We start from the raw sequence: 23,806 nt of genomic DNA, 5'->3' as shown, positions 1-23,806 counted from the left end.
AAGTCATCAAACCTCAAGCAATCATCGTCTTATCGTCTGAGCAGATTGCTATTATCAGAAGCTGAAAATGGATATACTGTCCCTTATATTCTTTTAAATTACCAACTTAAAGGGGCGAGTATAGATGAAAGCTTTAATGCTTGAAGATAAAAATATGTGGCGTGAGATGAAAGTTCAGGAAACGGAAAAACCTTCACCAGGACCAGGTGAAGTCTTGATCAAAATTAAGGCAGCTGGCCTTAATCCTGTAGACTACAAAACTGCTACAAACGGAAACCCAGCCTGGAATTACCCACACATCCTTGGTGTTGATGCAGCGGGCATTGTTGATGAAACAGGTGAAGGCGTTTCAGAATTCAAACAGGGAGATCGAGTTTTTTATCACGGAAATTTCACGAAAAATGGCGGGTTTGCTGAGTATGCTGTAACAACGGCTCATTCTTTGGCTAGAATTCCTGATGAGCTAACATTTGAAGAAGCTGCGGCTCTTCCTTGTGCAGGGATGACAGCATACCAAGCACTTTTTAGAAAAATGAACCTTCAAAAAGGTGAGACGATCTTGATTCACGGTGGAGCTGGTGGAGTAGGCGGATTTGCTATCCAGTTAGCGAAACAGATCGGGGCAAGCATCCTTACAACGTGTTCACCTGAAAATGAGGAATATGTAAAAAGTCTGGGAGCAGATCACGTCATTTTTTATAAATCAGAAGACGTTCATGCACGCGTGATGGAACTTACAGACGAAGTTGGAGTAGATGCTGTCCTTGACACGGTTAGCCGCGAGAATGCTACAGAATCTTTAAAGAGCGTCGCATTTAATGGTCGTATAGCCTTTATTGCAGGAAACCCAGATTATTCTGCTGTTAAACCGTTCAGTCAGGCTCTCTCTTTCCATGAAATCGCGTTAGGTGCTGCTCATTTCTCAAATTCATTAAAAGCTCAAAAAGATTTAGCGACAATGAATGAAGAATTAGCCCAGCTTGTCGTAGAAGGAAAGATTTCTGCTATGATTTCTGAGAAAATCACACTTGAAGAAATACCAGCTGGACTCATCAAACTTTCTGAGAGACACGTTAAAGGAAAAATCGTTGCTGTTATATAGCACATAAAAAAAACAGGACTGCATATCCCGCAGTCCTGTTTTTCATTTCCTTATTACTTTTTAATATCTGTGCTGTCTACAGATGTGATCAGTTTATCAACCAATCCGTATTTAACCGCATCTTCTGCAAGCAAGAAATTATCACGGTCTGTATCGCGCTCGATAACTTCAAGCGGTTGACCTGTTTTTTCAGATAAGATTTTGTTCAATTGTTCACGCATTTGAATGATACGACGAGCGTGAATTTCGATATCACTCGCTTGACCACGTGTTCCTCCAAGAGGTTGGTGAATCATAACTTCAGAGTTAGGAAGTACATAACGCTTTCCTTTTTCCCCTGCAGCAAGTAAGAATGCACCCATAGATGCAGCCATACCGATACAGATTGTAGAAACGTGAGGCTTGATGAAGTTCATCGTGTCGTAGATCGCCATACCAGCTGTGATGGAACCACCTGGGCTGTTTATGTATAACGAGATGTCTTTATCAGGATCTTCAGCAGCTAAGAATAGAAGTTGTGCTACGATTGAGTTTGAAACATTATCGTCGATCGCACTACCAAGCATAATAATACGGTCTTTTAATAGACGGGAGTAAATATCGTATGCGCGCTCCCCACGGTTCGTTTGTTCAATTACTGTTGGAATTAAGTTCATGGAAATCCTCCTTCTCCTTTTTCAAGTTAAACTGTACTGTCATCATACAAAAAAGGTCAAACAAGGTCAAACGATATGCTGTATGTAATTCATTTCGCCAGCAATGCTCAATATCCTTCTTACACCTTATGTATGGGCTACCATCATAATGCCCGCTATAAGCAGGATTTTAAACCTCTAGATTAGAAAACAATACCCTTAATCGAGAAAAATAAGCCTAGTTTTCGTTTTTAATCTCGATATAAGCTGTTTCTAGGTTACGTATGCGACGCACGATCTCACTGTTTTTGTTAAGGTTATCATTTATAAGTGTGCCGACGATCGAACGGTAGTAGGCATTCATCGCATGTGTTTTCGTAAAAACATCTTTGTTGCGTTCTATGTATTGCTGAAAGTTCTCTTTAAAATAAGGTACTGAAAATGCTTCGCTCACTCGGTTGTTCCTCCTTCATTCGTAAAACCAATTCTGAAAGGTTTGTGTTCTCTATCTATCATAGCCTATCTTAATGTTTAAGCAAAAGTATAATAAAATTTCTATCCCTTGTTTTGACAATTGGATTTTCCCATGTTATAGTTAATTCAACCATTTACGTTGTGAATATTTTTTGGATTTAAAGCGGTCGTACTTTTTGAATAAGAAGTGGAACACTTAAAATCCGCTTCTGATTATTCAGATGAGTGCGTATTTTTTTATGCATTTTTATTTACATAGTAATTCGGTTAAAAGAGTTAAAACGCTTACATAGCGTTTGTAAGGAGGAAACACCCATGCAAAATGGTAAAGTAAAATGGTTCAACGCTGAGAAAGGTTTCGGCTTCATCGAAGTTGAAGGCGGAAACGACGTATTCGTTCACTTTTCTGCGATTCAATCAGAAGGCTTCAAGTCTCTTGAAGAAGGACAAGAAGTATCTTTCGAAATCGTTGATGGCGAGCGTGGACCACAAGCTGCTAACGTAACAAAACTTTAATAATAAAGTTTAGAATGCCAGACTGCCTTTTAGGCGGTGCTGGCATTTTTTTGTTGTCTTGAGAGCTTGAGAAGTCGTTGTAATCTACGATCAGCAAAGAACTAGATGTCTTTCTCACAAATACAAATTTGAAGAATTTGTATTTGTGTGGGGTCAGACCCCAGATTTTGTAGGATGTACAGCGCTTACATCTGTAGTATGATGAAGGAATAGGGGGGATCTAAAATGGAAATGGGTTTGTTTCAACAACAGAGCATGAACCTTGTCATGACAACTGAATTGCGTCAGGCCATTGCCATCTTACAAGTTCCCAGTTATGAACTGACTTCATATCTTCAAGAGCAGGCGTTAGAAAACCCGCTTATTGAAATTTCAGAACCTAAGGGCATGTTTACGACTTTGAAGCAAAGCGTACGGAAAAATGGAGTCAATGGCCGTTCTGATGCACAGCAGCCACTCGAGCATCTTATCATAGAGAAAGAAACATTGTATGATTATCTTTATAAACAATCGATCCTTTTGCCGATTAAAGAGCAGGATCAAAGAATATTTCAATACTTGCTGTTAAGTATAGACGAGAGCGGATACCTTACCGTCTCTGCTGAGGATACGGCACATCGGTTTCAAACAACAGTCGAAAAATGTGAGGAGCTTATCTTTCACCTTCAAACGTTAGAGCCTGTTGGAATCGGTGCTCGAGATCTCAGGGAGTGTCTTTTGCTGCAGCTCCGAGAACAGCATCTCGACCATACGTTAAGCTACATAATCGTAGATCGGTATTTAGACCAGCTTGCAGAGCGTAAGATGAAATGGTTAGCATCTCACCTAAACGTAACACCACATGAAGTAGAAGCAGCAGCAGATTTTCTTCAAACACTTGATCCTAGACCAGGCTCAGCATACGCTCCTGTTAGCGATCAAGCATATTTATATCCAGATGTCTCTGTAACCGAAGAGAACGGAATGTTTCACATTGCGGTTAACGAGCAATATTCACCGATGTTAAAGCTGAACGAGAGCTATGGCACACTTCTAAATGGAAAGAACGCAACATCGAAATTTCTAGATGAATCATTCCAAAAGTTCAATTGGTTAAAAAAAGCGCTTGATCAAAGAAAAGAGACGTTACTTAACATAACGAAAGAAATCGTCAGAGTGCAAGAGAAATATTTTCTAACATTCAACCGATCGGATCTAATACCGCTCACCTTAAAAGAAGTAGCAGACGAAATTGGTGTACACGAATCAACGGTAAGTCGTGCTGTGAAAAACAAAGTACTTCAAACATCAAAAGGCGCAGTAGATCTAAAATCTTTTTTTACAGCTAAAATCTTTACGCAAGATGGAGGAAGCGTTTCGGCAACTTCCGCCAAATTGGAGATTAAGAAACTAGTAGAAAGCGAAGATAAAACCAAACCTTTATCCGACCAAATACTTGCCTCTCTCTTAGAAAAGAACAGCGGTGTCACAATTTCCCGAAGGACGGTCGCGAAATATCGGGAAGAATTAAACATACCATCTTCTTCAAAACGGAAACGGTATTCCTCTTAAATATAAGGTCTTTTCCTTCACGGAGAAGTCCTTTTTGTTTGAAGGTTGTTGCTTTTAAAGCTACTTCTTTGACTTTTGACCTCTATGGGCTAGCCGCTGTCACTAGACAGATGAGGCACTTATACGGAAACGTGCGACTGTGGCTCACCGACTGCCCCGTGGAAAGCTAGCAACATGGAGCGGAAATCAACAACTTTTAATAATCAACAACTATCAAAAGCAACAACGCATACAAAACAACCTAATAAAAAACGAAGGAGCAATTTAAATGGGTGAAAAAAAAGTCATACTTTATACGAAAATACATTGTCCACTTTGTGATAAAGCACATAAACTATTACAGAAGCTGCAGCAGGAGATACCGTTTTCAATAGAGTCGATCGACATCTATAAAGATGATATCCTTCTTGAAAAATACGGTCTGATGATTCCTGTTATTGAAGTCGAAGGGAAAGAAATCGACTACGGAATGATATCGGAAGGTAAAGTAAAGAAAGCGCTTACTAATTTTTAATAAGTAAAAGTTGTTGAAATGTAGTGAGACTATTTGATAATATAAACTTGCCAGAGAGAAATCTGACACTTTTATGACAAAAAGTGAAGTCTGGCACGTTTTAAAAGATCACTTTCAGGGTAAGCTACAATAGGTAATATTGGGACTTGGGTCAAACCAAGTTATTTTCTTAAGCTGCTGGGACAAAAAATGACTAACCGGGACACGAAAAGTCCACCAGGGCATGCATTTAAGTTCCAAAAAAGCATTAATCGTTCATCTCATTGAATCAGGAGAAAAGTGCAATGAAAAAACTTATAGAGATACAAAAGAAGTTGCTGCCAGATCTTCTAGAAACGATGCGAAAGCGATACAACGTTTTAAACGTGGTAAGAATCCATGAACCTATTGGAAGAAGAAGTTTAGCATCAACCTTGAACCTGACAGAACGCGTACTTCGATCAGAGGTTTCTTTCCTAAAAGATCAAGGACTTCTAAACATTCAGACCGCTGGGATGTCATTAACATCAGAGGGGCACGATATTTTACTAGAACTTTCTGAGATGATGAAAGAATTGTCGGGTTTGCATGTTTTAGAATCAAAACTTAAGGAAATGTTAAATCTGTCAGAAGTCATCATAGTACCAGGTGACAGTGATCAAGATATGTGGGTAAAAAATGATATGGGTAAGGCTGCAGCAGATCGATTGAAACGTCAGCTGTCAGCGAAGAACATCATTGCTGTAACGGGTGGAACAACGCTCGCTTCAGTAGCAGAGATGATGTCACCTATACAAAAAGGACAACAGCTATTGTTCGTTCCTGCCCGAGGCGGACTTGGTGAAAAGGTTGAAAACCAAGCGAACACCATTTGTTCCACGATGGCTCAAAAAGCGAACGGGGAATACAGGCTGCTTCATCTACCAGATCAGTTAAGTAAAGAAACGTATCTTTCTTTGATGGCTGAGCCTGGAGTTAAAGAAGTCATGGAGCTCATACACTCCGCTGGTATAGTGCTTCACGGGATTGGCGATGCTAAAACAATGGCAGTACGTCGAAACTCTAACCTATCCGTTTTGCAAAAGCTGGAGAAAGAAAAAGCTGTTGCAGAAGCATTCGGCTATTACTTTGATCAGCAGGGTGAAGTGGTTCACCGCGTACGCACGATTGGCCTGCAGCTAGATGAGCTGCAGAATAGTGATTTCATCATGGCTGTAGCAGGCGGATCATCTAAATCCGATGCGATCGCAGCATTCATGAAACACGGACCGAAAAAGGTTTTAATCACGGACGAAGGAGCTGCCCGGCAATTATTGGGTCACTCATAAGTTCATTTTCAATTCGTTATTAAGGGGATTTCCCTTTATATAAAAAATAAATTCTCTCTTAAATCAAGGAGGTCATTTTACATGGCAACAAAAATTGGTATTAATGGTTTCGGTCGTATTGGCCGTAATGTATTCCGCGCAGCATTCAACAACCCTGAGGTAGAAGTTGTAGCTGTAAACGACTTAACAGATGCTGACACTCTTGCTTTCCTATTAAAGCATGACACAGTACACGGCAAGTTCGCTGGTTCTGTTGAAGTTAAGGAAAATGCACTTATTGTAGATGGCAAAGAAATCAAAGTTTTAGCTGAGCGCGATCCAGCACAACTTGGCTGGGGAGACCTTGGTGTAGAAGTAGTTGTTGAATCAACTGGACGTTTCACAAAGCGTGCAGATGCTGCTAAACACTTAGAAGCTGGCGCTAAAAAAGTAATCATTTCTGCTCCTGCTTCTGATGAGGATATCACTGTAGTTCTTGGTGTAAACGAAGACAAGTACGATGCAGCTAGCCACGATGTAATCTCTAACGCATCTTGTACGACTAACTGTCTTGCACCATTCGCAAAAGTTCTTCACGAGAAATTCGGCGTGAAGCGCGGTATGATGACAACTGTTCACTCATACACAAACGATCAACAAATTCTAGATCTTCCACATAAAGATCTTCGTCGTGCTCGTGCGGCAGCTGAGAACATCATTCCAACTTCAACTGGTGCTGCAAAAGCAGTTTCTCTAGTGCTTCCTGAACTTAAAGGTAAGCTTAACGGTATGGCTATGCGTGTTCCAACTCCAAACGTATCTCTAGTTGACTTAGTTGTTGAATTAGACAAAGAAGTTACAGTTGACGAAGTGAACGCAGCACTTAAAGCTGAAGCTGAAGGTAACCTTAAAGGAATCCTTGGCTACTCTGAAGAGCCGCTTGTATCTACTGACTACAATGGCGACACTCACTCTTCTACAATCGATGCTCTTTCCACGATGGTTATGGAAGGAAACATGGTTAAAGTTGTATCTTGGTACGATAACGAAACTGGATACTCAAGCCGCGTTGTAGATTTAATTGACTATATCGCTAAAAAAGGACTTTAATAGATAGAGAAGAACAATAAGGAGGGGGAGAAGTCGTTTCAAAGGGGCTTCTACTCCTCTTTCCCATGTAAAACCTGGGGATTGTCGTTTCTTTAATCTTTTTACTAGTCAGGAGGCTGCATGTACTTATGAACAAAAAAAGTGTTCGTGACATCGATCTAAAAGGCAAAGTGGTATTTTGCCGTGTTGATTTTAACGTACCTATGAAAGATGGAAACATTACGGATGAAACGCGTATCAACGCTGCTCTTCCTACCATCAAATACTTAACAGAGCAAGGCGCTAAAGTTCTTTTAGCAAGTCACTTAGGACGTCCAAAAGGACAAGTTGTTGAAGAACTTCGTCTAACTCCTGTAGCAGAACGTTTAAGCGAGCTTCTTGGTAAAGAAGTTGTAAAAACGGATGAAGCATACGGCGAGGAAGTTGAAAAGGCAGTTGCTAACCTAGAAGAAGGCGGCGTGATCTTACTTGAGAACGTTCGTTTTTATCCAGGAGAAGAACAGAACGATCCTGAATTAGCAGAAAAATTTGCTGCACACGCTGATGTGTACGTAAACGATGCTTTTGGAGCAGCCCACAGAGCGCATGCCTCAACAGAAGGAATCGCGAAACATCTTCCGGCTGTTTCAGGTTTGTTGATGGAAAAAGAACTTGAAGTGCTAGGAAAAGCTCTATCTAATCCTGATCGTCCTTTCACTGCTATCATCGGTGGTGCAAAAGTTAAGGATAAGATCGACGTAATCGACAATCTATTAGACAAAGTAGACAACCTGATCATCGGCGGTGGTTTAGGGTATACATTCATTAAGGCGCTTGGTCATGATGTAGGGAAGTCTCTTTTAGAAGAAGATAAGATTGAAACTGCTCGCGGTTTCATGGAAAAAGCAAAAGAAAAAGGCGTGAACTTCCTGATTGCTGAGGATGTTTTAGTAGCCGACGACTTCTCGAACGACGCTAACACGAAAGTAGTAGCGATCGATTCTATCCCATCTGACTGGGAAGGGCTTGATATCGGAACAAAAACGATCGAAAAGTACGTAAAGGTTATTAAAGAATCGAAGCTTGTAATATGGAACGGACCGATGGGTGTATTTGAGATCGACGCATTCGCAAACGGTACTCGTTCAGTAGCAAACGCACTAGCAGAAGCAACTGACACGTACAGCGTTATCGGTGGTGGAGACTCAGCTGCAGCGGTTGAGAAGTTTGGTCTTGCTGATAAAATGAGCCACATCTCAACAGGCGGCGGTGCTTCTCTTGAGTTCATGGAAGGTAAAGAGCTTCCTGGAGTTGTAGCACTAAACGATAAGTAAGCTTTTGTGGGCGGTTGATTTCCGCTCCAGGTGCTTCGCTTTCCGCGGGGCAGGCGGTGAGCCACATTCGTACGTTTCACGTATAAGTGTCTCACCTGCCCACCTGTCCCGCAGGAGTCTCACACCCTGCGCTCCAATCAACTTTTCAATGATGTTTTAGAATGCTATTAGCACTACCCTAAAAGAAACACTTTTAAGAGGTGAAAAGAATGCGTAAACCTATTATTGCAGGTAACTGGAAAATGAATAAGACGTTAACAGAAGCACGCAGTTTTGTAGAAGAAGTGAAAGGTCTTGTGCCATCAGCTGAAACTGTTGACTCTGTAATCTGTGCTCCTGCTCTGTTCCTTGACAGCTTAGCAGACGAGTCAGAAGGTACACCGCTTGCGATTGGTGCACAAAACATGCACTTTGAAGAGAGTGGTGCATTCACAGGTGAAATCAGCCCTGTTATGCTAAAAGATCTTAACGTTCAATATGTTATTCTTGGACATTCTGAGCGTCGTGAACTTTTTGGTGAAACAGATGAGCTGGTTAACCAAAAGACACATGCTGCATTCAAACATGGTCTAACTCCGATCGTATGTGTGGGTGAAACGCTTGAGCAGCGTGAAGCAGACAAAACGAAGGACGTTGTAAAAGCACAGACTGAAAAAGGTTTGTCTGGGTTAACAGACGAGCAGATGAAACAAACGGTTATCGCATACGAGCCAGTTTGGGCGATCGGAACAGGCAAAACAGCTTCTTCTGAAGATGCGAACGAAGTATGTGCTTACATCCGTAGTGTTGTAGCAGATCAATTCTCTCAAGATGTTGCAGATGCTGTTCGTATTCAATACGGCGGCAGTGTAAAGCCTGACAACATTAAAGAATTAATGGGTATGTCTGATATTGATGGCGCTTTGGTTGGTGGAGCTAGCCTTGAGCCAAAATCTTACCTTCAGCTTCTGGAGGGCGTTAGCCGATGAGTAAAAAACCAGTAGCTTTAATCATCTTAGACGGTTTTGCTTGCCGTAATGAAGACAAAGGTAATGCTGTTGCACAAGCGAAAAAGCCCAACTTTGACCGCTACTGGGAAACGTATCCGCACGCTCAACTAACAGCTAGTGGGGAAGCCGTTGGACTTCCAGAAGGTCAAATGGGTAACTCTGAAGTAGGTCACTTGAACATTGGTGCAGGACGTATCGTCTATCAAAGTTTGACTCGCGTGAATCTATCGATCAAAGAAGGAGATTTTTACGAAAATCAAACGTTTATTGATGCGATGGACCATGTGAAAAAGACCGGCAAAGCGCTTCATATTTTTGGATTGCTTTCTGATGGTGGAATCCACAGCCACATCGATCACATTCTTTCGCTGTTAGAACTAGCTAAAAAGCAGAACGTGGAAAAAGTATATCTGCACGGATTCTTGGACGGGCGTGATGTACCACCTCAATCTGCTAAAGGCTATATTCAAAGAACAGTGGACAAGATGAACGAACTCGGTGTTGGTGAGATCGCAACACTTTCTGGCCGCTACTATTCCATGGACCGTGATAAGCGTTGGGACCGAGTTGAAAAATCATATCGCGCTATGGTTTACGGTGAAGGACCAGACTACAAAGATCCGTTTGAAGTCGTTGAAGATTCATACAGCAACGGGGTTCATGATGAATTCGTTCTACCGTCTGTTTTGAAAAAAGAAAACGGAGAGCCTGTTGCGACGGTTCAAGATGGAGATGCAGTTATCTTCTGTAACTTCCGTCCTGACCGTGCGATCCAAATTTCACAAGTGTTTACGAACGAAGATTTCCGTGGATTTGACCGCGGAGAAGCGTTCCCGAAAAACCTTCACTTCGTTTGTTTAACACACTTTAGTGAGACAGTTGATGGGAATGTAGCGTTTAAACCTACTAACCTAGACAACACTTTGGGTGAAGTTTTATCACAGCAAAACTTTAAACAGCTTCGTATTGCTGAAACTGAAAAGTATCCACACGTAACGTTTTTCTTTAGTGGAGGACGTGAAGCAGAGTTTCCTGGTGAGACGCGTATCTTAATCGACTCGCCTAAAGTAGCAACATATGACTTAAAGCCTGAGATGAGTGCTTATGAAGTTACGGATGCTCTTGTAGGTGAGATTGAAGCAGATAAGCACGATGCGATCATCTTAAACTTTGCCAACCCTGATATGGTAGGTCACTCAGGTATGCTTGAGCCTACGATTAAAGCGGTTGAAACAGTGGATGAGTGTTTAGGAAAAGTGGTCGATGCGATCCTTGCAAAAGGAGGAGCAGCGATCATTACAGCTGACCATGGTAATGCTGATGAAGTAATTACGATGGAAGGCAATCCGATGACGGCTCATACAACAAATCCTGTTCCTGTAATTGTGACACAAGAAGGATTGGAACTGCGTCAAGACGGAATCTTGGCCGATCTTGCACCAACGGTTTTAAACCTTTTAGGTGGAGAACAACCAAAAGAAATGACAGGTAAATCATTAATTAAATAAGTTTATTTTACGGAATATGTACAGAGCCTCTTGTGCATAGTGCTCGAAATACCTTATTCTCAAATTACATTTTCTTTTAAAAAGGAGAGACAAATATGTCAGCTATTATTGAAATTTATGCTCGCGAAGTTCTAGACTCTCGCGGTAATCCAACAGTTGAAGTAGAAGTTTACACAGAATCAGGTGCTTTTGGACGCGCAATCGTTCCATCTGGTGCTTCTACAGGTGAATACGAAGCAGTTGAGCTTCGTGATGGCGACAAAGAGCGTTACCTTGGAAAAGGTGTTATGAACGCTGTAAACAACGTAAACGAAAACATCGCTCCAGAACTTATCGGTTTTGATGTACTTGATCAAGTTGGAATCGACCAAACGTTGATCGAGCTTGATGGTACAGAAAACAAAGGTAAGCTAGGCGCTAACGCAATCCTTGGTGTTTCCATGGCTGTTGCACACGCTGCTGCTGATTTCTTAAACGTACCTCTTTACATGTACCTTGGAGGATTCAACTCTAAAACTCTTCCAGTTCCAATGATGAACATCTTAAACGGTGGAGAGCATGCTGATAACAACGTAGACATTCAAGAATTCATGGTTATGCCTGTTGGTGCTGAAAGCTTCCCTGAAGCACTTCGCATGGGTACTGAAATCTTCCACAGCCTAAAAGCAGTTCTTAAAGAAAAAGGATTGAACACAGCTGTAGGTGACGAAGGTGGATTCGCTCCAAACCTTGGTTCAAATGAAGAAGCTCTTCAAACAATCATGGAAGCGATCGAAAAAGCTGGTTACAAGCCAGGTGAAGAAGTTCGCCTTGCAATGGACGTTGCTGCTTCTGAATTGTTCAACAAAGAAGACGGAAAATACCACCTTTCTGGTGAAGGTGTTGTTAAGACTTCTGAAGAGATGGTTGCATTCTACGAAGATCTTGCTAACAAATATCCGATCGTTTCAATCGAAGACGGTCTTGACGAGAACGACTGGGATGGTTTCAAACTATTAACAGAGCGTATCGGTGACCGCGTACAGCTTGTTGGTGACGACTTGTTCGTAACAAACACAACTAAGCTTTCTGAAGGTATCGAAAAAGGAATCGGTAACTCCATCCTTATCAAAGTTAACCAAATCGGTACGTTGACTGAAACGTTCGACGCGATCGAAATGGCTAAACGTGCTGGTTACACAGCAGTTATCTCTCACCGTTCTGGTGAATCAGAAGACAGCACGATCGCTGACATCGCTGTTGCGACAAACGCTGGACAAATCAAAACTGGTGCTCCTTCTCGTACTGACCGTGTTGCGAAGTACAACCAACTTCTTCGCATCGAAGACGAGCTAGGCAACCTTGCTGTATACCCAGGAATGAACGCATTCTACAACCTAAAAAAATAATTGGGGTCTGACCCCAAACAAAGACAAATTCGCCATTTTGTCTTTGTGAAAAAGACAAGCCCCCGGATCAAGCACAGAAAGTGCTGATTCGGGGGCTGTCTTCATTTCAAACGAGGTGAGTTGACTTTACTGCTTATCGAGAGCGATTGTTAGAATGAAGGATAGTAACAATGAGCATTGAGAAACTGATCATGAGCGACATCGTTTCAAAAACAGTCATCTTTGATCCCTCCAATCATGTTACCTTTAAGATTCGTAAAAGCAGGGTTGTCCTATACCAAAAAAGAGAAAGATAGGTAATAAGGCTTGTCTTTTTTGCTTAAAGGATTTCAGGATTAATTACATACAGTGTTTTCATAGGGTTGTGAGCGATTTAAAGGTTTATGAGCGATTCCAGAATTTTGTGAGCGATTCGAGAGTTTTATGAGCGATTCCAGAATTTTGTGAGCGATTCGAGAGCTTTATGAGCGATTCCAAGACTTTATGAGCGATTCAAGAACTTCAGGAACCTTCTCAGAATCTCCATTTCACAACAATTCTTCACGAGCGTTCCCAAGTTTCTAAATCACCAAGTATCTACCAACGGCTTTTGACCAAATTTCTCACAAAACCTCATAATCCTTCTATTTTTAACGAAAATCATTTAAAATGCTTATAACAAGTACTTGCTTGATGTACGGGGGAATATTTGATGAACGATAGTTTATACATACGCATTGAAGCTGGGGATCCTTATGACACGGGGAGCCTTATGCCATTGAAACCTGAAGGAGAAGCACTCGTCTTTGGACGATCTTCTCAAACGAACGAAACAGATGTGTCATTTATTAGCCCATATGTATCTCGGAAGCATGCAGAGATTTATATGCAAGATGGGGTATCTTTTATTCGAGATCTAGATTCAAAACACGGAACAGCGCTCAACAATCAGCTGCTCGAGCCGCATATCCCGAAACAGCTGCAATCTGGTGATGTGATCAGCTTGGCAAAGGGAGTTATTCTGTTAACTTACTTGAACACTCAAGCTGATCAATCGGATCTTACGATGGAGTTTACGTCACCTATTCAACCTGCAGAATCACAGATCACGAGTGGGTTGCATATCATTCCTGAACGCCGTCAGATCTCGATTGATGGGGAGCCTTTATTTCTATCTGGAAAGCATACCGATCTTCTTGTGTTTTTGTATCGCAAAAAGAATCAAGCAGTTAGTAGCGATGAAATAAAGATCCAAATATGGCCAGAGCGAATGGTTGCCGGTTCGAACGACATCCCTGACGTTGGAAACGATGAGATTAACGCGCTCGTCTACCGTCTGAGAAAGAAGCTAGGACCGTATGGAGATTCAATTGTTACCGTTCCACGCTACGGCTATATGCTGCAAATCAATTAAATGCAATTTTACCCTTAAGCTTATTAGAACTTCATAGTTCTATTAGGCTTTTTTTTATAAGACTACATGCTTTTAATTATCAGAAACTTATCATTTTCGTATAAGAAAAGAGTCATGATAAATCCATTTTAGACTAGACAAAAAGAGAGTAAATTAAATAAAAGGAAAAAACTCCTTTTTAACATGTTTCTTTTAAATAGGTGTGGTGAAGAAAAAATGAGGGTAGAGGAAACTAGACGGGATCGAAGAGGAAGATCATATCGGTTTCGATTAATCCGAGCATTTATCGTTCTACTATTTACGATTTTGTATATACGAACCTATGACTTGCAGATCACGAATGGAGAGAAGGCTCGTTTGAAATCAGAGACTTATGAAGATGTTGTAATCAAAAAATCCATATTCAATGATAACTACTACTCTTCAAAAAAAGACACACCACTAGAAACAGACATAAAACACAACAAGTAACAGTAAAATGAAAATGGGGGATGTCCCCATTATTGCGAAGAGGGGATGTTTATGATGCAACCACTTAAACAAGAATCTTCGGATGGTGCAGAAAACAAACTGGAAAAATTAAATCCGATCAGCTTTATTGGAAAAGTGAAAGAAACGAATGGCCAAGTATTTACCATCTCTCATAAGAAAACGTTGATGAAAGTAAAACTGGACGCTAAGACAGAGCTGCTCGATGGTGATAAGACGCTGGATATTGCACCAGACGAAGCGGTGCAACCAGGAGCTACCGTTCAAGTAGTAGGGATGTTAAACAAAAGATTGAATGTTATTAGAGCGGTTCGCCTCTATATTTTTCATAAAGAATTTGATATCAACTATTCAGGAACAAATTAAGGAAGGTTCTGAAAAAAGCTTTGCCTCGCCCATTCAAGTTATGGTACATTTAGGGTAATGTAACGTGGAACGGTGGAGGTGTAACATACATGCTAACAGCAGCAAAAATCCTTCTTATTTTAGTATCAGTCGCATTAATCGTTGTCGTTGTTCTTCAATCAGGTCGTTCGGCAGGGTTATCAGGCGCGATTACTGGTGGAGCTGAACAGCTTTTTGGTAAACAAAAAGCACGTGGAATTGACGCATTGCTAAGTAAGTTAACGATCATTCTTGCAGTGTTGTTCTTCATTCTAACGATTTCAGTAGCATACTTTATTCCTATGAATTAAGGAACAGTCAAAAAACAACAAGCGGTGTATGCCGCTTGTTGTTTTTTTAGTCTATAGAAACGCCACATAACCTTTATGAGAGTGGTTGTGATATGATTTGATACGAGGATAAAAGGGTAACCTATAGACAAAAAAGGTGGTAGCATGATCGGGTGTCTTTGTTTGCATGGGTTCACAGGTGGACCTTATGAAATTGAGCCAATTACAGAGTATCTAGAGAAGCATACGGATTGGTTGTTATCTGTGCCAACGTATCCTGGACACGGAACAGAGCTTTCGCTAAGAGGAAAAACGCATACCGAGTGGCTTCAAGAAGCTGAAAGTGCCTATTTAGAGCTTCGAGAAAAGGTTGAACAGATCTATATTGTCGGCTTTTCAATGGGTGGCATGATCGCAGGTTATTTAGCTTCGAAATACGGGTGCGACAAGTTAATTCTGTTGAACGCAAGTGCGTACTATTTCAACCCTGCACAGATGATTAAAGATATTGCCAATATGATGATCTCTGGGTTGAACGGTCAACTAAGAGATCATGAATTATATAAGAGGTATAGAAAAAAATTCCTTGATACGCCTTTTAGTGCAACGAGAGAGTTTCAGAAGCTTGTAAGAATGATCAAACCTGAATTCGCACAGGTTTCAGCACCTACTTTAATCGTTCAAGGGGAATGTGATGGTCTTGTTCCGAGAAGAAGTGCTGAATACCTTTACAGAGCGATAGCAGCCTCTAACAAGCGACTTTGTTATTTTAAAGAGTCCAAGCACATGATCTGTCATGATGTAGAGAAAGATGAATTAATTCAAGAAGTTTATCAATTTTTAATGAATGAATAGGAGAGAGACAACATGAAAATCGCAGCACCAAAACCGTTTTTCTTTGAAGGAGGAAAACGGGGAGTCTTAATGCTTCATGGGTTCACGGGCAGTTCAGCCGATGTACGAATGATGGGGAGATTTCTGCAGAAGAAGGGCTATACATGCCACGCCCCTCAGTATAAAGGACATGCAGTTCCTCCTGAAGAATTAGTACACACAGGACCCAAAGACTGGTGGGAAGATGTGATTGGCGGCTACAATCATTTAAAAGAAAAAGGCTATGATGAGATTGCTGTTTGCGGGCTTTCGTTAGGTGGAGTTTTCTCATTAAAACTTGCTACAGAACATCCTGTAAAAGCTGTTATTCCGATGTGCGCACCGATGTCCATCAAGAGTGAAGAAGTGATGTATAAAGGGGTTTGTGCGTACGCTGAAGAATATAAAAAGCGTGAACAAAAAACAGCAGAACAGATAGAGCTAGAGATGGAAGACTTCAAAAAAACGCCGATGAACACGTTGAAAGCTCTTCAAGAACTCATTCAAAGTGTAAGAAATTCAGTAGATCTCGTATACGCACCTACGTTTGTTGTGCAGGCTAGAAATGATGAAATGATAAATACAGATTCTGCAAATATTATCTATGAAGAAGTAGAAAGCGATAAGAAAGATCTTAAATGGTATGAAAATTCTTCACATGTAATTACATTAGACAAGGAAAAAGAACAGCTGCATGAAGATGTTTATGCTTTCTTAGAAGACCTTGATTGGTCAGAATAGAACCTTTTTTCCTTAAAAAGGAGGTCAGTTTTTGGATAAACTGCATATACTCCAGCTCATGAAAGATTCGGAAAAACCGATGACAGTGACAGAAATTGAAGAAGCTCTTCAACTTCCTGACGCTGAAGCTTTCAAGAAACTGGTTTTAACACTTAACGAACTAGAAGATGAAGGTTCAGTCGTTCGAACACGCACGAACCGCTATGGATTACCTGAAAAAATGAGCCTGATCAAAGGTCGCGTTCAAGGACATGCGAAAGGCTTCGCATTCCTTATCCCTGAAGACTCTGAACAAAAAGATGTGTATATCTCACAATCTGATATGAATGGTGCGATGAGTGGAGACACGGTTCTTGTGCGTTTAAACCAAACCTCTTCAGGATCACGCCCTGAAGGTACGATTATTCGTATTTTAGAAAGAGGCGTTACAGAGGTTGTCGGAACGTTCCAGGAAAGCCGTAAATTCGGTTTTGTTGTGGCGGATGATAAACGGATTCCAAATGATATTTTTATTCCAGCAGACGGCGTTAACGGCGCTGTAGAAGGTCATAAGGTTCTAGTGAAGATCACAAAATACCCTGAAGGCAGAAACAGTGCTGAAGGAGAGATCATTCACATCATCGGGCATAAAAACGATCCAGGTGTAGATATCATCTCTGTTATCTTTAAACATGGACTGCCAAGAGAGTTTCCAGTTGAAGCACTCGAGCAAGCTCATAACACACCAGATGAGATCGATCCGAAAGATATTGAAGGACGTCGCGATCTTCGCAACGAAACCATCGTAACGATTGATGGAGCAGACGCGAAAGACTTGGATGATGCGGTTCATGTGATCAAGCTGCCAAATGGTCATTATAAGCTTGGCGTACATATCGCAGATGTTACGCACTACGTAACCGAAGATTCTCCCATCGATAAAGAAGCGCAAGAGCGTGGTACGAGTGTGTACTTAGTCGATCGTGTCATCCCGATGATTCCGCATCGTCTATCTAACGGGATCTGTTCCTTGAACCCAAAAGTAGATCGTTTAACGATCTCATGTGAGATGGAGATCAACCACGATGGGGAAGTCATTAAACATGAAATCTTCCCGAGTGTGATCAAAACAACAGAGCGAATGACGTATACAGATGTTCGAAAAATTTTGCAGGATGAAGACGAGGCGGTTAATAAGAAATACGAATCACTCATCCCTTTCTTTAAGTTAATGGGAGAGCTTGCTGAAATTCTTCGCAAAAAACGTTTTGCACGAGGTGCGATTGACTTCGATTTTTCTGAAGCAAAAGTACTCGTTGATGAAAATAGCGATCCACAAGATGTTGTACTTCGTGAACGATCTGTTGCAGAAAAACTGATCGAAGAATTCATGCTTTGTGCCAACGAAACTGTTGCTCAGCATTTCCATGAGCTTGAGCTTCCGTTCATGTACCGAATCCATGAAGATCCTGATGAAGGAAAATTAGAGCGTTTCTTAGAGTTCATCGGCATGTTCGGTTATGCATTAAAAGGAACGGCGAGTGATATTCACCCGCGCAGCCTTCAACAGCTATTAGAAACGGTTAAAGGTGAGCCTGAAGAAATGGTCATTTCCAAGATCATGCTTCGATCTATGAAGCAAGCGAAGTACGATCATATGTCATTGGGTCACTACGGATTAGCGACAGAGTTCTATACGCATTTCACGTCACCAATTCGGCGTTACCCAGACTTAATCGTCCATCGCTTGATTCGTACGTATCTGTTTAAAAAAGATACAGGTCCAAAAACAGTCAGTCATTGGAAAGCGGAACTTCCTGGAATCGCTAAGCATTCATCAGCGATGGAACGCCGTGCCGTGGATGCGGAACGCGAGACCGATGAGTTGAAAAAATCACAGTTCATGCTCGATAAGATCGGGGAAGAGTTTGACGGAGTGATCAGTTCTGTTACGAACTTTGGATTATTCGTTGAACTTCCTAACACGATTGAAGGCCTCGTACACGTTAGTTACTTAACGGATGATTACTACCGATTTGATGAGAAGTTTATGGCGATGATCGGTGAGCGAACTGGGAACGTGTTCCGGATCGGTGACGAGATTGCCATTCGGGTTGCGAACGTAAATGTAGATGAGCGCGCGATTGATTTCGAGATCGTCGGTATGAAAGGCACACCTCGTAAACGCTTTAAAGATCGCCAAAAAGTGATCGATATTGGGGATACACCAAAACGCGGACGAGGAAGAAGAAGCAAGAACCGCACAAGTGAAACTGAGCGTTCAAGCGGCCCTCAAGATTCAAAGAAAGGGAAGAAAAAACCTTTCTACAAACCAGTAGCTAAGAAAAAAGGCAAGAAAAAGAAGAAATAAGAAGGCAAGTTGGTCAAGGTTCATCCTCGGTGGTGAACCTTGACGTTATTTGACCATATTGCTATAATTAAACTTCACTTGCTGTGGGGAGGATTGAGTTTTACATGCCAAAAGGAGAAGGGAAAGTAGTCGCACAGAATAAAAAAGCGCGGCACGATTACCACGTCGAAGAAACATTTGAAGCAGGAATTGTCCTTCAGGGCACGGAGATTAAATCCATTCGCGCAGGCAGGGCAAATTTAAAAGATTCCTTCGCACGTGTGCAAAATGGCGAGTTGTTTCTACACAACATGCACATTAGCACATACGAACAAGGAAATCGGTACAACCATGATCCACTTCGTACGCGTAAGTTGCTTTTACACCGCAAAGAGATCAATAAGCTGTTAGGTGCTACAAAAGAACAAGGGTATTCTATCGTTCCTTTGAAAATGTATCTGAAGAATGGTTTTGCGAAGCTTTTGATCGGACTTGCAAAAGGGAAGAAGCATTACGACAAGCGTGACGATCTGAAGAAGAAGGATGCGAAGCGAGAGATCGAACGTGCATTCCGAGATCGACAAAAGGCTTAATTGGCTCCTTTTACAGGAACTTACAATTGAGACGATGAAGTAAAAATGTTATACTGAGTACACAAGTGAATAGAAGCGATTGAGCTTTTATCTCTTTCCGAGGTTCGGCAGAATTAAGTTTCTGCTTACCATTTTATAATGGGGACGTTACGGATTCGACAGGGGTAGTTTGAGCTTAAGTTGCGAGTCGAGGGGGTCGGCCTCGTTAAAACGCCACAGCCAATAACTGGCAAACAAAACAACAACTTAGCTTTAGCTGCATAATAGCACTTTAGCTGTTCCTCCCTCCATCGCCCATGTGGTAGGGTAAGGGACTCACTCTTAGTGGGCTACGCCGGTTGTCCTCCGCCTGAGGACGATGGAAGAGAATAATCAGGCTAGCGGTCCAGGCGCCTGTCGGCTGGCAGACGGATCCGCGAAATGCGAATAAACCGACTACACTCGTAGAAGCTTAAGTGCCAATATCTTTGGACGTGGGTTCGATTAATAATTAGTCGCCTTATGTGGTAACACATAAGTGATAATTCGGCTTTATCGGTGAAACCTAACCAACGCCTATCGTTGCAAGGCAATGCCGAGCGGTATGTGGAGCGATCCAACAGCCGTGTATCGACTTATAGGCTGCCATTCTGGTAGTACTAGGATACGAAATTTGCTTGGAATTAAGTAAAATTATATTTCGTATAATACGCCGAAGGACCTGATTCTTCAGGTTCAAGATATAGTCAGTGCCATGACGAAAGCATGGAATAACATGTCCCACCGTCTCCACCATACATAGGTGGATAACAGGACTTGCCCAACTAGGGTGAGTCCTTTTTTGTATGCTAAATTTGGCAAATGTCGATATAATCTGATTTTCGCTGATATATTTAAAATCTTGCCGATATAATTCTAAAGTTGCTGATAAAATACTCATTCTCGCCGATATAACAAAAAAGTTGCCGATATCTATTTTCCTCACAGGATTTTGCACCCAGACAAAAGAATTATTAACAATATAATCACGAAAGGAGTTAGATTTTGATCATCAAAAAACGAACAAAGCCGATTAAATTATTTAAGTTTGAGGCACTATTTAGACGACTTGATCTTGATCATCCAAAAAGACAAATTGCTTCTGAAACATATGCAAAAAATATCGCTGGATATCGAGGTGAGCGTTCATTAGATTTTCCGCTAAGTTTTTTACCCGAACAGAAGTATCACATCTTTCATGACCTTCGTCTTTATGATGGTTCACATTATTTCCAGATCGATTGCCTTCTACTATCCTCAAATTTCATGATTATCATCGAAGTAAAAAACATAACTGGAACTCTTATTTTTGACTCAACATTTAACCAGTTGATCAGGATCAATGATAATAAGGATGAAAGAGCGTTCAGCAGTCCAATAATTCAAGTAAATAGACATGTAGAGCAATTTCAAAAATGGCTTGCCTTTTATAAATACCCTTCCATTCCAATCGAACCGCTTGTAATTATCGGAAATGATAAATCAGTAATCAAATCCACTGAAAAAGGAAAATCTCACACTCTCTCCCAATTCGTATTACCCTACTATGTTTTGCCTGAAAAAATAAAAGAACTTGAGATCAGACACACCACCCATCTCCTTACTAAGGAATCTCATCATAATCTTTCCGTACAACTTCAATTACAACACCATCCACTAAAATTCAATATTCTTCAGCATTTCCAAATCTCAGAAAGTGATTTAATAAAAGGAATTCAGTGTACGAATTGTAAATTATATAGTATGCACAGAACGTTTGGTACATGGGCTTGTTCTAGATGTATGACCACTTCTAAAGACGCTCATATACTAGCCTTACGCGACTATTACTTGCTAATAGGAAACACTATAAATAACCGACAAATGAATGATTTCCTCCATATCAACTCACCTCATATCACGAAACACCTTTTAAACTCACTATGTTCTAAAACAATCGGAACGAATAAAGGAAGAAAATATGAACTAACCTTCAATATTGAATAATTTCATTCTCCTTCTGAAAAAGAACGTATTCAAACCGTATATTTTCCCCATCCTATAAAGTAGGAAGGTGAAAAATGATGGACTTATTAAAAGAGTTAACAGAAACGAATGGTGCCCCTGGTTTTGAAAAAGCGATCCGCGAGATCATGAAACGCGAGATCAGCAAAACCGGTGCCACATTAATGAACGACCATATCGGTAGTGTATTTGGTGAAAAACACGGATCTACGAATGACGGTCCTAAAATCCTTCTTGCAGGTCACATGGACGAAGTCGGTTTCATGGTCAGTGAGATCACAGAACAAGGGTATTTGCGCTTTGTTCCTTTAGGAGGCTGGTGGTCACAAGTTCTCCTCGCGCAACGTGTCCATGTTCAGACGAAAAGTAAGACGTTCACCGGTGTCGTTGGATCAAAGGCACCTCATATCTTAACAGCAGATGAACGAAACCGGGTTTATCCGATGAAAGAGATGTTTATTGATATCGGTGCTAAAGATAAAGACCAGGTGAAGGAGTGGGGGATTAGAGTAGGTGATCCGATCCTTCCGATATGCCCCTTTGAACTGATGCCTGACGGTGACACCATTCTTGCTAAAGCACTCGATAATCGAGCAGGCTGTTATACAGCGCTTCAGGTTTTAGAACAACTTCAAAACGTCAAGCATCCAAACACCGTCTATTGTGGTGCGACCGTTCAAGAAGAAGTGGGGCTTAGAGGAGCAATAACTGCACCAGCCATTATGGAGCCAGATGTCGCGATTGCTCTTGATGTGGGCGTTGCAGAAGATGGTCCTGGCGGTAACGCGAACAAGGCGAAGCTCGGAAAAGGACCCCTCATTACGTTTCTCGATTCGTCGATGATTCCGCACACCGGTTTTCGTGATTTAATTATCGAGGTTGCAGAGAAACATAACATACCTTACCAAGTAGATGTGATGCTCGGCGGGGGAACTGATGCTGGAAAGTTCCATCTCTTCAAAAAGGGTATCCCAAGTCTTGTAGTGGGAGTGGCGGCTCGCTACATTCACAGTCATACATCCATGATCAGTAAAAGCGACTTAGAAAATAGCACAAAGCTTTTAGTAGAGCTAGTAAAGGTTCTAGATAAAGAAAAACTTCATTCGCTTCTGGATTACTAAACACTACTCAAAAAAACCTCGTTGGATTTTATTCCGACGGGGTTTCTCACTTTATCGCAATATGTTACAGTGTTATAAAAAGTTTTACATCATTCTTTGCTAATCATCAAAAAACGTCTATTATATAGAGATGAGAGTATAAGTTGTTAAAGGAGATCAGTAATTTTTATGGACATCCTATTGTTGTTAAAAGCCCTTATTCTAGGGTTAGTTGAAGGTTTGACGGAGTTTGCTCCTGTTTCATCTACGGGACATATGATTCTTGTCGATGATATGTGGTTAAAATCACAAGACTTTTTAGGTAAATACCCAGCGAATACATTTAAAGTTGTGATTCAGCTTGGTTCGATTTTAGCGGTAGTCGTTGTTTTCAGACAACGATTCATCGATATGCTGGGACTTAGCCGAAACAAAGCAACAAATGAAATTACGGGGAGCCGTTTAAAATTAACGCAAGTCATCGTAGGTCTCTTACCTGCAGGTGTTCTTGGCTTGTTGTTTGAAGATTATATTGATGAGTACCTTTTCACGACGAACACCGTACTTATTGGACTCGCGATTGGTGCGTTTCTCATGATTTTTGCTGATCGATTTGCTGCTAAAAATCAAAATCCTGTTATTGACACAGTAGATAAGATTACGTACAAACAAGCTTTCTCTATTGGATTGATTCAGTGTTTATCCCTGTGGCCAGGATTTTCACGCTCTGGTGCTACGATTTCAGGTGGTGTCCTTCTAGGGCTTAGTCACCGTGCTGCAGCTGATTTTACATTTATCATGGCTGTTCCGATCATGGCAGGTGCGAGTGGTATCTCCTTATTAAAGAACTTAGAGTATTTTAGTATGGATGCTATGCCGTTCTTTATTGTTGGATTTATCAGTGCGTTTGTATTCGCTATGTTATCCATCCGATTCTTCTTAAACGTTATTGAAAAAGTTAAACTAACACCATTCGCGATCTATCGTTTAGTGCTAGTAGCTGTAATCTTTTTTGTTATCATGTAATTAAAAGGCTGTTTTCGTAAACTTTGATGCTTTTAAAGTAGTTTATTTCCGTTCCAGGCCGCTCGCTTTCCGTGGGGCAGGCGGTGAGCCACATTCGTACGTTTCACTCTTAAGTGTCTCACCTGCCCGCCTGTCCCACAGGAGTCTCGCACCTTCCACTCCAATCAACTGTCAAAGAAG

At 41.2% G+C, this 23,806-nt stretch carries 24 protein-coding genes and 1 other RNA gene; 22 read left to right on the top strand and 3 right to left on the bottom strand.

Features of this window, described 5'->3' with window-relative positions; all coding sequences use genetic code 11:
- Nucleotides 1–124 precede the first annotated feature (124 nt).
- A complete protein-coding gene (locus P4V41_RS02185) occupies nt 125–1,102 on the top strand; it encodes a zinc-binding dehydrogenase (RefSeq protein WP_328083209.1) in 978 nt (325 codons plus the stop codon).
- Between the two features lie 53 nt (nt 1,103–1,155).
- Here P4V41_RS02185 and clpP read toward each other — a convergent pair whose 3' ends face one another.
- The gene (gene clpP, locus P4V41_RS02180; RefSeq protein ID WP_137791692.1) at nt 1,156–1,758 is read right to left on the bottom strand and encodes an ATP-dependent Clp endopeptidase proteolytic subunit ClpP; all 603 of its coding nucleotides are present in this window, start codon (nt 1,756–1,758) and stop codon (nt 1,156–1,158) included.
- A 217-nt stretch (nt 1,759–1,975) separates the two neighbouring features.
- The gene (gene yvfG, locus P4V41_RS02175) at nt 1,976–2,191 is read right to left on the bottom strand and encodes a protein YvfG (protein ID WP_066245683.1); all 216 of its coding nucleotides are present in this window, start codon (nt 2,189–2,191) and stop codon (nt 1,976–1,978) included.
- Between the two features lie 335 nt (nt 2,192–2,526).
- On the opposite strand from yvfG, the gene cspD reads away from it, so the two are divergent.
- The 9 genes from cspD to eno all read left to right on the top strand — a co-directional run bounded on the left by cspD (nt 2,527) and on the right by eno (nt 12,386).
- On the top strand, nt 2,527–2,727 hold the full coding sequence (gene cspD, locus P4V41_RS02170) for a cold-shock protein CspD (RefSeq protein ID WP_066245685.1): 201 nt from the start codon (nt 2,527–2,529) through the stop codon (nt 2,725–2,727).
- A 225-nt stretch (nt 2,728–2,952) separates the two neighbouring features.
- Complete coding sequence (gene rpoN / locus P4V41_RS02165; protein ID WP_328083208.1) at nt 2,953–4,278, top strand: RNA polymerase factor sigma-54; 1,326 nt, start codon at nt 2,953–2,955, stop codon at nt 4,276–4,278.
- Nucleotides 4,279–4,546: 268 nt separating this feature from the next.
- The gene (locus tag P4V41_RS02160; protein WP_328083207.1) at nt 4,547–4,792 is read left to right on the top strand and encodes a glutaredoxin family protein; all 246 of its coding nucleotides are present in this window, start codon (nt 4,547–4,549) and stop codon (nt 4,790–4,792) included.
- A gap of 284 nt (nt 4,793–5,076) precedes the next feature.
- Nucleotides 5,077–6,099: a sugar-binding transcriptional regulator gene (locus P4V41_RS02155; protein ID WP_328083206.1), complete on the top strand. Its 1,023-nt coding sequence runs from the start codon at nt 5,077–5,079 to the stop codon at nt 6,097–6,099.
- A gap of 81 nt (nt 6,100–6,180) precedes the next feature.
- A complete protein-coding gene (gene gap, locus P4V41_RS02150) occupies nt 6,181–7,188 on the top strand; it encodes a type I glyceraldehyde-3-phosphate dehydrogenase (RefSeq protein ID WP_066397583.1) in 1,008 nt (335 codons plus the stop codon).
- A gap of 128 nt (nt 7,189–7,316) precedes the next feature.
- The gene (locus P4V41_RS02145) at nt 7,317–8,501 is read left to right on the top strand and encodes a phosphoglycerate kinase (RefSeq protein ID WP_328083205.1); all 1,185 of its coding nucleotides are present in this window, start codon (nt 7,317–7,319) and stop codon (nt 8,499–8,501) included.
- Between the two features lie 209 nt (nt 8,502–8,710).
- A complete protein-coding gene (gene tpiA, locus P4V41_RS02140; RefSeq protein ID WP_328083204.1) occupies nt 8,711–9,469 on the top strand; it encodes a triose-phosphate isomerase in 759 nt (252 codons plus the stop codon).
- Entirely contained in the window at nt 9,466–10,998 is a 1,533-nt protein-coding gene (gene gpmI, locus P4V41_RS02135; protein WP_328083203.1) for a 2,3-bisphosphoglycerate-independent phosphoglycerate mutase, read from the top strand. Before tpiA ends, gpmI begins: the two co-directional genes overlap by 4 nt.
- Nucleotides 10,999–11,093: 95 nt before the next feature.
- Nucleotides 11,094–12,386, top strand: coding sequence for a phosphopyruvate hydratase (gene eno, locus P4V41_RS02130; protein ID WP_137791699.1), 1,293 nt, complete (start codon nt 11,094–11,096; stop codon nt 12,384–12,386).
- 133 nt (nt 12,387–12,519) lie between these two features.
- Here eno and P4V41_RS21610 read toward each other — a convergent pair whose 3' ends face one another.
- Nucleotides 12,520–12,606: a putative holin-like toxin gene (locus P4V41_RS21610; protein WP_225218726.1), complete on the bottom strand. Its 87-nt coding sequence runs from the start codon at nt 12,604–12,606 to the stop codon at nt 12,520–12,522.
- 471 nt (nt 12,607–13,077) lie between these two features.
- Here P4V41_RS21610 and P4V41_RS02125 point away from each other — a divergent pair, with 471 nt between their 5' ends.
- The 12 genes from P4V41_RS02125 (at nt 13,078) to P4V41_RS02070 (ending at nt 23,626) form a co-directional block, all read left to right on the top strand.
- Nucleotides 13,078–13,779, top strand: a complete 702-nt coding sequence (locus tag P4V41_RS02125; protein ID WP_328083202.1) for an FHA domain-containing protein — start codon at nt 13,078–13,080, stop codon at nt 13,777–13,779.
- A 216-nt stretch (nt 13,780–13,995) separates the two neighbouring features.
- Nucleotides 13,996–14,250, top strand: a complete 255-nt coding sequence (locus tag P4V41_RS02120) for a hypothetical protein (RefSeq protein ID WP_198768245.1) — start codon at nt 13,996–13,998, stop codon at nt 14,248–14,250.
- A 51-nt stretch (nt 14,251–14,301) separates the two neighbouring features.
- Entirely contained in the window at nt 14,302–14,634 is a 333-nt protein-coding gene (locus tag P4V41_RS02115; protein ID WP_144698119.1) for a hypothetical protein, read from the top strand.
- A gap of 89 nt (nt 14,635–14,723) precedes the next feature.
- Nucleotides 14,724–14,963, top strand: coding sequence for a preprotein translocase subunit SecG (gene secG / locus P4V41_RS02110; protein ID WP_066397553.1), 240 nt, complete (start codon nt 14,724–14,726; stop codon nt 14,961–14,963).
- A 144-nt stretch (nt 14,964–15,107) separates the two neighbouring features.
- A complete protein-coding gene (locus P4V41_RS02105) occupies nt 15,108–15,797 on the top strand; it encodes an alpha/beta hydrolase (RefSeq protein ID WP_328083201.1) in 690 nt (229 codons plus the stop codon).
- A 12-nt stretch (nt 15,798–15,809) separates the two neighbouring features.
- Nucleotides 15,810–16,556, top strand: a complete 747-nt coding sequence (locus P4V41_RS02100; protein ID WP_328083200.1) for a carboxylesterase — start codon at nt 15,810–15,812, stop codon at nt 16,554–16,556.
- Nucleotides 16,557–16,614: 58 nt separating this feature from the next.
- Complete coding sequence (rnr, locus tag P4V41_RS02095) at nt 16,615–18,906, top strand: ribonuclease R (protein ID WP_419181280.1); 2,292 nt, start codon at nt 16,615–16,617, stop codon at nt 18,904–18,906.
- Nucleotides 18,907–19,010: 104 nt separating this feature from the next.
- Complete coding sequence (gene smpB, locus P4V41_RS02090) at nt 19,011–19,478, top strand: SsrA-binding protein SmpB (RefSeq protein WP_066239234.1); 468 nt, start codon at nt 19,011–19,013, stop codon at nt 19,476–19,478.
- A 148-nt stretch (nt 19,479–19,626) separates the two neighbouring features.
- Nucleotides 19,627–19,964: a transfer-messenger RNA gene (ssrA, locus tag P4V41_RS02085) on the top strand.
- Between the two features lie 537 nt (nt 19,965–20,501).
- Nucleotides 20,502–21,482, top strand: coding sequence for a nuclease-related domain-containing protein (locus tag P4V41_RS02080; protein WP_328083198.1), 981 nt, complete (start codon nt 20,502–20,504; stop codon nt 21,480–21,482).
- A 77-nt stretch (nt 21,483–21,559) separates the two neighbouring features.
- Nucleotides 21,560–22,621, top strand: a complete 1,062-nt coding sequence (locus P4V41_RS02075; RefSeq protein ID WP_328083462.1) for a M42 family metallopeptidase — start codon at nt 21,560–21,562, stop codon at nt 22,619–22,621.
- Between the two features lie 168 nt (nt 22,622–22,789).
- Nucleotides 22,790–23,626, top strand: coding sequence for an undecaprenyl-diphosphate phosphatase (locus tag P4V41_RS02070; protein ID WP_328083197.1), 837 nt, complete (start codon nt 22,790–22,792; stop codon nt 23,624–23,626).
- Nucleotides 23,627–23,806: the final 180 nt, after the last annotated feature.

It is taken from the genome of Fictibacillus nanhaiensis (assembly GCF_036213205.1).
In the GTDB taxonomy this organism is placed as follows: Bacteria; Bacillota; Bacilli; order Bacillales; family Fictibacillaceae; genus Fictibacillus; species Fictibacillus nanhaiensis_E.
Note: the sequence above shows the minus strand (reverse complement) of the source record. Positions and strands in the feature narration are given on the sequence as shown.